Annotated in this window: 9 protein-coding genes; 7 read left to right on the top strand and 2 right to left on the bottom strand. The window is 72.8% G+C overall.

Features of this window, described 5'->3' with window-relative positions; translation table 11 throughout:
• Window positions 1–324: 324 nt before the first annotated feature.
• Window positions 325–1,035, bottom strand: a complete 711-nt coding sequence (locus V7E46_RS20145) for a lysophospholipid acyltransferase family protein (protein ID WP_333769700.1) — start codon at window positions 1,033–1,035, stop codon at window positions 325–327.
• Between the two features lie 170 nt (window positions 1,036–1,205).
• On the opposite strand from V7E46_RS20145, the gene V7E46_RS20140 reads away from it, so the two are divergent.
• Both V7E46_RS20140 and V7E46_RS20135 read left to right on the top strand, forming a co-directional pair.
• Complete coding sequence (locus tag V7E46_RS20140; RefSeq protein WP_333769699.1) at window positions 1,206–2,000, top strand: alpha/beta hydrolase; 795 nt, start codon at window positions 1,206–1,208, stop codon at window positions 1,998–2,000.
• Complete coding sequence (locus V7E46_RS20135) at window positions 1,993–2,532, top strand: hypothetical protein (protein WP_333769698.1); 540 nt, start codon at window positions 1,993–1,995, stop codon at window positions 2,530–2,532. Before V7E46_RS20140 ends, V7E46_RS20135 begins: the two co-directional genes overlap by 8 nt.
• 76 nt (window positions 2,533–2,608) lie before the next feature.
• On the opposite strand, the gene V7E46_RS20130 is transcribed toward V7E46_RS20135, so the two are convergent.
• On the bottom strand, window positions 2,609–4,405 hold the full coding sequence (locus V7E46_RS20130) for an AMP-dependent synthetase/ligase (protein ID WP_333769697.1): 1,797 nt from the start codon (window positions 4,403–4,405) through the stop codon (window positions 2,609–2,611).
• 230 nt (window positions 4,406–4,635) lie between these two features.
• On the opposite strand from V7E46_RS20130, the gene V7E46_RS20125 reads away from it, so the two are divergent.
• The 5 genes from V7E46_RS20125 (at window position 4,636) to V7E46_RS20105 (ending at window position 8,622) form a co-directional block, all read left to right on the top strand.
• Window positions 4,636–5,397, top strand: coding sequence for a metallophosphoesterase family protein (locus V7E46_RS20125; protein ID WP_333769696.1), 762 nt, complete (start codon window positions 4,636–4,638; stop codon window positions 5,395–5,397).
• 111 nt (window positions 5,398–5,508) lie between these two features.
• Window positions 5,509–5,991 (top strand): SRPBCC family protein, encoded by a 483-nt coding sequence (locus tag V7E46_RS20120; protein ID WP_329179708.1) that lies wholly within the window; start codon window positions 5,509–5,511, stop codon window positions 5,989–5,991.
• A complete protein-coding gene (locus tag V7E46_RS20115; protein WP_333769695.1) occupies window positions 5,991–7,148 on the top strand; it encodes an ArsA family ATPase in 1,158 nt (385 codons plus the stop codon). Before V7E46_RS20120 ends, V7E46_RS20115 begins: the two co-directional genes overlap by 1 nt.
• A 79-nt stretch (window positions 7,149–7,227) precedes the next feature.
• The gene (locus tag V7E46_RS20110; RefSeq protein ID WP_329179704.1) at window positions 7,228–7,626 is read left to right on the top strand and encodes a DUF5304 family protein; all 399 of its coding nucleotides are present in this window, start codon (window positions 7,228–7,230) and stop codon (window positions 7,624–7,626) included.
• A gap of 54 nt (window positions 7,627–7,680) precedes the next feature.
• Window positions 7,681–8,622: an ROK family glucokinase gene (locus V7E46_RS20105; RefSeq protein ID WP_329179703.1), complete on the top strand. Its 942-nt coding sequence runs from the start codon at window positions 7,681–7,683 to the stop codon at window positions 8,620–8,622.
• Window positions 8,623–8,625: the final 3 nt, after the last annotated feature.

Genomic DNA, 8,625 nt, shown 5'->3' with positions numbered 1-8,625 from the left:
CCCTAGCCCGGCCCCCTCCCCAACAGGTCACCCCGCAGGGGCCCGAGCCGCCCGCACGGCGGGAACGTGCCCCGAAGGGGCGCGAGGAACTGCGCGAGCAACCACCCGGGGGCCGGTGGTCCGGAGAGAACCGATCTGCCCCTCCGGCCCGGTGACGACCCGCGCGTGGGTGGTGCGCCGGCCGCGCAGTTCCCCGCGCCCCTGTGAGGCGCCGCCTTACGCAGCGGCACCGCCCCCGCCGAAGGGACACCGCACGGCCCCGCGCCCAGCGGAAGGGCGCCCCCCGCCGAAGGGGACCCCCTCACGGCGGGGAAGCCGGGAAGGCTACGGCGCCACCGGTGGCTTGGACTCCGCGGCGAGCAGCCGCTTCGCGGCGGTCGCGTAGATGTCCACGTACTCCTGCCCGGAGAGCTTCATGATCTCGTACATGACCTCATCCGTAATCGACCGCAGGATGAAGCGGTCGCCCTCCATCCCGTCGTAGCGGGAGAAGTCGAGCGGCTTGCCGATCCTGATCCCCGGCCGTACCGAAAGCTTCGGCATCACCTTGCCGACCGGCTGCACCTTCTCCGTGTCGATCATCGCGACCGGGATCACCGGCGCACCGCTGGCGAGGGCGACCCGCGCGAGGCCGCCCGGCTTGCCCCGGTAGAGGCGGCCGTCGGGCGAACGCGTGCCCTCGGGGTAGATCCCGAACAGCTCGCCGCGCGCCAGCACGGCGACCCCGCTCTTGACCGCGGCCTCGCCCGCGCCGCGGGCACCGGACCGGTCGACCGGAAGCTGCCCGACGCCCTTGAAGAAGGCGGCGGTCAGCTTCCCCTTGACGCCCGGCGACGTGAAGTATTCCTCCTTCGCGATGAAGGTGACCTTGCGGTCGAGCACCGCGGGCAGGAAGAAGGAGTCCGAGAAGGACAGATGGTTGCTCGCGAGGATCGCGGGCCCGTCGTGCGGGATGTGCTCAAGGCCTTCGACCCAGGGTCGGAAGGCCGCCTTGAGGGGCGAGCCGATGGCGATCTTCATCGCGCCGTAGAACAACCTCGGACCTCCTGTAGCCGAAGCACCGACCTTAACGCCACCGGGCGGCTCCGGCTGGTCCCGACAGGGCTTACCGCTTGGTATCGCAGCCGCGTACGCTGAACGTCCGACCTCCGTGTACCTCGTGTACCCGCGTACGCGGTTTCACGCCCTCGAACAGGAGACCCACGGTGCCGCTCATGCCCGGAGCCGAACCGTACCGCCATGACGGCGGCGAGATCGGCGTGCTGCTCTGCCACGGTTTCACCGGTTCACCGCAGTCCCTGCGCCCATGGGGCGAGTATCTGGCGGAGCGCGGGCTGACCGTGTCCCTGCCCCTGCTGCCGGGGCACGGCACCCGCTGGCAGGACATGCAGGTGACCGGCTGGCAGGACTGGTACGCCGAAGTGGACCGGGCGCTGGGCGAGCTGGCCGGCCGCTGCTCGCAGGTCTTCGTGGGCGGCCTGTCGATGGGCGGCACCCTCGCGCTGCGGCTGGCCGCCAGGCACGGCGCGCGGATCAGCGGCCTCGTCCTGGTCAATCCGTCGGTGAAGGCCGACAGCGCCAAGCTCAAGGCGGTGTCGGTGGTGCGCCACCTGGTGCCGTCGGTGGCGGGCATCGCCAGCGACGTCGCGCTGGAGGGCGGCGCCGAGGTCGGCTACGACCGTACGCCGCTGCACGCGGTGCATTCGCTGGCCAGGTTCTGGCCGGTGGTGCGGGCGTCGCTGCCGCAGGTCACCCAGCCGGTGCTGCTGCTGCACAGCCGGGTCGACCATGTGGTGCACCCGTCGAATTCCGCGGTGGTGCTGGGCTCGATCTCGTCCACGGACGTGACGGAGAAGGTGCTGGAGCGCAGCTTCCACGTGGCCACGCTCGACCATGACGCGGAGCGGATCTTCACGGAGTCGTACGCCTTCATCGAGCGGCTGTCGGCCGGTGCGGGCACGTCGGGCACCGCGGTTGAGGGGGGCACGGCCGGTGGCTGACCGCGAGGACGAGGGCACCGCCCCGCACGAGGAGGAGCCGCCCCGCCCGCCCCTGGACGAGGACGCGGTGTGGGCCGCACTGATCGCCGGCTACGACGTCGACCCGGAACCGGGGGCGGCCGCCGCGTGGCCCGAGGCGGAGAACGTCCCGCCGCCCAGGGACGACCCGGAGCCGCCCGGCCCGGCCGCGGTGAACACGGCGCCGCCGCCCGCCGACCGCACGATCGTGATCCACCCCGTGATCCGCGGGCCGCGGGACTACGAACCGGCCGAGGACGACGAGGACGGGCATTACGTGCCGCCCGAGCCGCCGCCGCTGCCGGACGCGGACGTGACCACCAAGTTCGCCTGGGTCGCGGTGCTCGGCGGGCCGCTGCTGCTACTCGCCTTCGTCCTGCTCCAGATCGAACTGACCTGGTGGGCCACCACGCTGGGCGTCGGCGGCTTCCTCGGCGGCTTCGCCACGCTGGTGGCGCGGATGCGGACCGGCGAGGACGACGACGATCTGCCGGGCGGCGGCGCGGTCGTCTGACGGCTGGGCCGCGCCGGCGAGGGGCGCCGCTCGGCGGATTCCGCGCCTGGGCTCGGCGGGTGTCCGGCGCCCCGGCTCAGCGGGTGTACAGCGCCTCGACGTCGGCCGCGAACCGGGTGAGGACGACGCCGCGCTTGAGCTTGAGCGACGGCGTCAGCAGGCCGGACTCCTCGGTGAACTGCGCAGGCAGGATACGGAACTTGCGCACCGACTCGGCCTGCGAGACCGCCGCGTTGCCCTCGTCCACCGCGTGCTGGACGGCGGCCAGCAGGTCGGGGTCGGCGGCCAGGTCCGCCACCGTACGGCCGGACTTGCCGTGCTGGGCGGCCCATTGGGGCAGGAATTCCTCGTCCAGGGTGATCAGCGCGGCCACGAAGGGGCGGGCGTCGCCGACGACCATGCACTCGGCGATCAGCGCGTCGGCCCTGATCCGGTCCTCGATCACCGCGGGGGCGACGTTCTTGCCGCCGGCGGTGACGATGATCTCCTTCTTGCGGCCGGTGATGGACAGATAGCCCTCTTCGTCCAGCGCGCCGACGTCGCCGGTGTGGAACCAGCCGTCGGCCATGGCCTCGGCGGTGGCCGTCTCGTTGTTCCAGTAGCCGGTGAAGAGGTGCTCGCCGTAGAGCAGGACCTCGCCGTCGTCGGCGATCCGGATCGTGGAGCCGGGCAGCGGCTGGCCCACCGTGCCGATCTTGGGCCGGTCCCAGGGGTTGAAGGCGGTGGCCCCGCAGGACTCGGTGAGGCCGTAGCCCTCCAGGACGGTGAAGCCGATACCGCGGTAGAAGTGGCCGAGGCGTTCGCCGAGCGGGGCGCCGCCGGAGATGGCGTGGGTGGCCCGGCCGCCGAGCACCGCCCGCAGCCTGGCGTAGACGAGCCGGTCGAAGACCTTGTGGGCCAGCCGCAGCCGCATCGGGGGGCCGGCCGGGGTGTCGAGGGCGCGGCTGTAGTCGACGGCGGTGGCGGCGGCCCGGTCGAAGATCCTCCCCTTGCCGCCGGCCTGCGCGGTGGCCCTGGCGGTGTTGTAGACCTTCTCGAAGACCCGCGGCACCCCGAGGATCAGGGTGGGCCGGAACTCCTGGAGGTCGTCGGTGAGGCGCTTGATGTCGGCGACATGGCCGAGCCGGACCGGCGCCATCACACAGCCGACCTCGATCAGCCGCCCGAGGACGTGTGCCAGCGGCAGGAAGAGCAGCACCGAGGACTCGCCGGTGCGGAAGAGCGGGGCGAGGCGTTCCAGCACATTGCCGCACTCGGCGAAGAAGCCGCGGTGGCTGAGCACGCAGCCCTTGGGGCGGCCGGTGGTGCCCGAGGTGTAGACGATGGTCGCGGGCGAGTCGGCGTTCGCGGCGGCCCCGCGCTCGTCCAGCACCGCGTCGGAGATGTCGCCGCCGGCCGCGACGAGTGCGTCGACCGCGCCGGTGTCGATCCGCCAGACGTGCTTGAGCTGCGGCAGCCGCTCGCGCACGGATTCCACGGACCGCTCGTGCGGGTCGGACTCCACCACCACCGCGACCGCGCCGGAGTCGGCGAGGATCCATTCGAGCTGGGAGGCCGAGGACGTCTCGTAGACCGGCACGGTGACCGCGCCCGCGCTCCAGACCGCGAAGTCCAGCAGCGTCCACTCGTAGCGGGTCCTGGACATCAGCGCGACGCGGTCGCCGGGCTGCACGCCCTCGGCGATCAGCCCGCGGGCCGCGGCCCGGACCTCGGCGAGGAAGCGGGTCGCGGTGATGTCCTCCCAGTGCCCGGCGGCGTCCTTGCGGCCGATGACCGCGGTGTCCGGGTGCTGGGCGGCGTTGCGTCGGATCAGATCCGTCAGATTGCCGTCGGCGGGGACCTCGTACAGGGCCGGAAGGCTGAACTCACGCAAGGCGGCTGCTCCTCATCGGTGCCACGGCGCACCCGGAGGGAAGGTGATGGACGGGCTGGACGTTACCCATCGGTAATGCTCCGGCGGTAGAGGGGCACCACAGATGTTTTAAGCATCACACATCGGGCGCAGCGGGGGCACCGATGCCCGGAAGAGTAGACCAGACGGTGCCGGATCCACAGGTGCCCCGCCAGCGGAACACCCCGCGTACGGCGCTATAAAGTGACGGCATGCGGGTGCATGTGGTGAGCGACGTCCATGGTGCGACCGAGGCGCTGGCCCGGGCAGGACAGGGTGCCGACGCACTGGTCTGTCTGGGCGACCTGGTGCTCTTCCTGGACTACGCCGACCACTCGCGGGGCATCTTCCCCGACCTCTTCGGCGTCGAGAACGCCGACCGGATGGTCGAGCTGCGCACCGCCCGCCGCTTCGACGACGCCCGCAGGCTCGACGCGGAGCTGTGGTCGGGGCTCGACCGGCGGCGCGCGATCGAGAGCGCGGTACGCAGGCAGTACGCCGAACTCTTCGCCGTCTTCCCCACCCCGACCTACGCGACCTACGGCAACGTCGACGTCCCCGCGCTGTGGCCGGAGTACGCGGGGCCCGGCACCACCGTGCTGGACGGCGCCACCGCGGAGATCGGCGGCCGGACCTTCGGCTTCGTCGGCGGCGGCCTGCGCACCGCGATGCGGACGCCCTACGAGATCAGCGACGAGGACTACGCGGCCAAGGTCGCGGCCCTCGGACCGGTGGACGTGCTGTGCTCGCACATCCCGCCGGCCATTCCCGAGCTGTGCTACGACACCACCGCCCGCCGCTTCGAGCGCGGCAGCGAGGCGCTGCTCGACGCGATCCGCGGCGCGCAGCCGAAGTACGCCCTCTTCGGCCATGTCCACCAGCCGCTGGTCGCCCGTACCAGGATCGGCCGTACCGAGTGCGTCAACGTCGGCCACTTCAACCACACCCGCACCCCGTGGGTGCTGGAGTGGTGAGGCGGGCGGCAGACCGGACCCGGCATGATGACGGGCCTGCGACCTGGGCGCGATAGCCTCTCAGCACACTCCCAGCAGCATCCTGCACCAGTAGTCCGGAGGCCCACGGCGATGGCGGAACACACACGGTCGAGCATCACGGTCGAGGCGGCCCCAGACGCCGTCATGGGCGTCATCGCCGACTTCGACCGCTACCCGGAGTGGACCGGCGAGGTCAAGGAGGCCGAAGTGCTCTCCCGCGACGCCGAGGGCCGCGCCCAGCAGGTGCGGCTGCTGCTCGACGCCGGCGCGATCAAGGACGACCACACCCTGGCGTACACCTGGATCAGCGCCGACGAGGTGCGCTGGTCGCTGGTGAAGTCCCAGATGCTGCGCACGCTCGACGGCTCCTACGCGCTCGCCGCGCTGGACGGCGGCCGGCGCACCGAGGTCACCTACCAGCTCACCGTGGACGTCAAGATCCCGATGCTCGGCATGATCAAGCGAAAGGCCGAGAAGGTCATCATCGACCGGGCGCTCGCCGGGCTGAAGAAGCGGGTCGAGGCGGCGCCGGGCGGCGTCGCGGGCGAGGCCGACGCCGAGACCGCGGGCTGATGCCGGCGGCCCGCGCGCGCACCCTGCTGTTCACCGGCTCCGGCGGCGCCGGCCGTACGGCGGTCGCCGCCGCCACGGCCGCCGCGGCGGCCCGGGCCGGCACCCGTACGCTGCTGCTGACCTTCGACCGGGACGCCGCCGCCGCACTGGCCGGCGCCGTCCCCGGGCTCGGCGTCGCCTCCGTCGACCCGGGCGCCGCCTTCGAGGACGCGCTGCTCGACCTGCAGAGCCGCGGCGGCACCCTGCTGACGCTGCTGGGCGCCGCGCCGCTGGACCCGGAGGAGCTGACGCCGCTGCCCGGCGCGGAGGCGCTGGCGCTGCTGCGGGCGATGCGCGCGGCCCACGACGGTACGTGGGAGCTGGCCGTCGTCGATCTGCCGCCGGTGCGCGAGGCGGTGGCGCTGCTCGCCCTGCCGGGCCAACTGCGGCGCTATCTGGCGCGGTTGCTGCCCGCCGACCGGCAGGCGGCCCGCGCGCTGCGGCCGGTGCTCGCCCAGCTGGCCGGGGTGCCGATGCCCACCGAGTGGGCGTACGAGGCGGCGGCCCGCGCCGACCGCGAACTGGCCGCCGTCCAGGCGGTGGTGGAGGACCCGGGCACCTCGGTGGCGGTCGTGGTGGAACCCGGCACCCACGGGGCCGGCGTGCTGCGCACCGCGCGGACCGGGCTCGCGCTGCACGGCCTGGGACCGGCGGCGGTCGTCGCCAACCGGCTGCTGCCGACCGGCACGGCCGACCCCTTCCTCGGCGGCCTGTCCGGGATCCAGCAGGACCACCTCAAGGCGCTGGCCGAGGTCTGCGCGGCGGACGGCACGGCCCTGTACGAACTGCCGCACCTGGGGCGGGAGCCACGGCTGCCCGAGGAGGCGCTCGCGGTGCCGCACGAGGCCGCCGCGGCGGCCGGCGGTGACCCCTGGACGGTGGAGGACCGGCTCGGGGACCAGGGGTACTTCCTGTGGTCGCTGCCGCTGCCCGGGGCCACCAAGGACGGGCTCGACCTGGTGCGGCGCGGCGATGAACTCGTCGTGGACGCGGGGGGTTTCCGGCGGATCCTGCCGCTGCCCTCGGCGCTGCGGCGCTGCGCGGTGGACGGGGCCGCGCTGCGCGAGGGCGCGCTGCGGGTGCGCTTCACCCCCGATCCCGGACTCTGGCCGCGCTGACCGGCCCTCGGCGCCGACCGTTCAGGTACCGTCGAAGGAGCCGGCGTACCCGACAGCAGCGCCCCGTTTGGAGCCGATCATGAGCGAAGCCACCGACCGTCCCGACGCCGACGCCTGGGCGAAGGCCAGCGCCGAGGACATCGCAGCAGAGCACGCCAGGCGGCGCGAGCAGTCGGGCCAGGGCAGCGCCGCCGAGGAGTTGCGGCGCTTCGCCGAGGCGGTCGGCGACGCTGTGGGTGACCGGCTGGGCGCGCTGCGCAACCCCGCGGTGCAACTGGCCGCGCAGGGCGTCCTCTCCCAGGTGCGTTCCGTTGTCGAACCCATCAAGGAGCGGAATCCCGACGTCTTCGACCACCTGACCGCCGCCGGGGCCGAATTGCTGGCGGCATACCGGTCCGCAGTGGCAGGAGCGGAATCCCGCTGGACCTCGGGCGACGGCTCCTCGCGTTCAACCGCTGAACACATCGACCTCGACTGACCCCCTCTCCGGTACGGTTCTCTTAGCGGGGATCGACCGAAAACTGAGGGACACATGGGACTCACCATCGGCGTCGACATCGGCGGCACCAAAATCGCGGCCGGAGTGGTCGACGAGGAAGGCTCGATTCTTGAGACCGTCAAGGTGCCGACGCCGCCGACTCCCGAAGGCGTTGTGGACGCGATCGTGGAAGCGGTGCGCCAGGTCAGCACCGGTCACACGATCGAGGCCGTCGGCATCGGCGCCGCCGGCTACGTCGACGACAAGCGTGCCACCGTGCTGTTCGCGCCCAATATCAACTGGCGGCACGAGGCACTCAAGGACAAGGTCGAGCAGCGCGTCGGGCTGCCTGTCGTCGTGGAGAACGACGCGAACGCGGCGGCCTGGGGAGAGTACCGCTTCGGTGCCGGGCAGGGTCACTCGGATGTGATCTGCATCACGCTCGGCACCGGGCTCGGGGGCGGCATCATCATCGGCAACAAGCTGCGCCGCGGCAGGTTCGGCGTCGCCGCCGAATTCGGCCACATCCGCGTGGTGCCCGACGGGCTGCTGTGCGGCTGCGGCAGCCAGGGCTGCTGGGAGCAGTACGCCTCCGGGCGCGCCCTGGTCCGCTACGCCAAGCAGCGGGCCAACGCCACCCCGGAGAACGCGGAGACGCTGCTCGCGCTGGGCGACGGGACCGTGGAAGGCATCGAGGGGCGGCACATCAGCGCCGCCGCCCGGCAGGGCGACCCGGTCGCCGTGGACTCCTTCCGCGAACTGGCCCGCTGGGCCGGTGCGGGGCTCGCCGATCTGGCGTCCCTCTTCGACCCGTCCGCCTTCATCGTCGGCGGCGGCGTGTCGGACGAGGGCGAACTCGTCCTCGACCCGATCCGCAAGTCCTTCCGGCGCTGGCTGATCGGCGGGGAGTGGCGGCCGCACGCCCAGGTGCTCGCCGCCAGGCTCGGCGGCAAGGCGGGGCTGGTCGGCGCTGCCGACCTGGCACGACAGGGCTGAGAG

The sequence above is a fragment of the Streptomyces sp. IBSBF 2435 genome (genome assembly GCF_036815005.1).
GTDB lineage: Bacteria > Actinomycetota > Actinomycetes > Streptomycetales > Streptomycetaceae > Actinacidiphila.
This window is presented reverse-complemented; position numbering and strand designations above follow the sequence as displayed.